Source organism: Cernens ardua, from assembly GCF_051251085.1.
Lineage (GTDB): Bacteria > Pseudomonadota > Gammaproteobacteria > Pseudomonadales > Halomonadaceae > Cernens > Cernens ardua.
In genome coordinates, this window is the sequence record NZ_JBPCZH010000012.1 from 1 (window position 1) to 1,093 (window position 1,093).

Consider the following 1,093-nt stretch of genomic DNA (forward strand, 5'->3'; position numbering starts at 1 on the left):
GACGTTATCGCCATCGTGGGAAACGGTCAGGTTCTTGTTGGTCGGAGTGAAGTCAACGGTGCTGCCCGGAGCCACATTGCTGGCCCCTTTCGAATCACCATTGGTGCTGACATTCCAGCCCTTGTTGGCTGTATCGGTAGCATTATCAACTGCCTTGTTGGTGGCATAGAGCTGAGAGCCATTGATGGCATCGGTGCTGCTATCTGAGACACGTCCCGCCGCGACATTAGTAATCTGACGCTCGTGACCACCGGAACCTACACTGACGACGCTACTTGGATTAGTACCCGCATACTGATAGGTAGTGCCGCCCACGGTGCCTTCAGAGGTCGGGTTGGCAGCGGCTGTGACAGAACCATTACCAAGAGCAACGGAGCCGTTGTTTTTAGCAACTGCTCCATCACCCAGCGCAGTAGCATTGTCAGCATTGGCGACAGATGCGTGTCCCAGCGCAAGGGCATTTGTGCCAGAGGCGACAGAGTTTTGTCCACCAGCATATGCGCCCTGACCTGTAGAGGTAGCATTGTTGCCTAATGCCAAGGCACCTTCACCAGTCGCCGTTGCTTTGGTACCTACTGCAGTTGACTGTTGTCCAGTCGCAGAAGTATCTACACCAGCGGCAAGCGCATTGTTGCCCTTAGCTCCATCATCGTTGTAGTTACCCTGCTGATTACCGTTGTCATTGACACTGTAATAACGGGTCTTGTTCTGTTGAATGGAGTTATCAACATAATTCTTGTTGGTAACATCATCGCCATTGGTAATCGGACCATTATATGTGGTCTCGCCATCGTTATGTACCTGGAAGGTATTGTTAGCTACATTCAGGCTGTTGGTAGTCACACCGCCATTATTGATGGTGGTGTTGCCGGCAGTCACAGAGCCATTGCCCCCCAGATCAACGTCCTTGTTCAGCTTGACGTTCAGGGTATCGTTACCATCCGCTACCACACCGATGTTCCCATCGGTCAGGTCATCAGCGTTTTTGGCATTACCTTTCACGTTGACAGTCTGGCCCAGATCACGATGAACATTCGTGCCGGAGTCACCGGCAAAGTCGAGGCCCTTGTTGGTCAGATCCGTGCTCTGGTTG

General features: G+C 52.3%; 1 pseudogene. It reads right to left on the minus strand.

Annotated elements, in window-relative coordinates:
• Positions 1-1,093 (minus strand): annotated as a pseudogene (locus tag LMG33818_RS12885) (hypothetical protein); the annotation flags it as partial.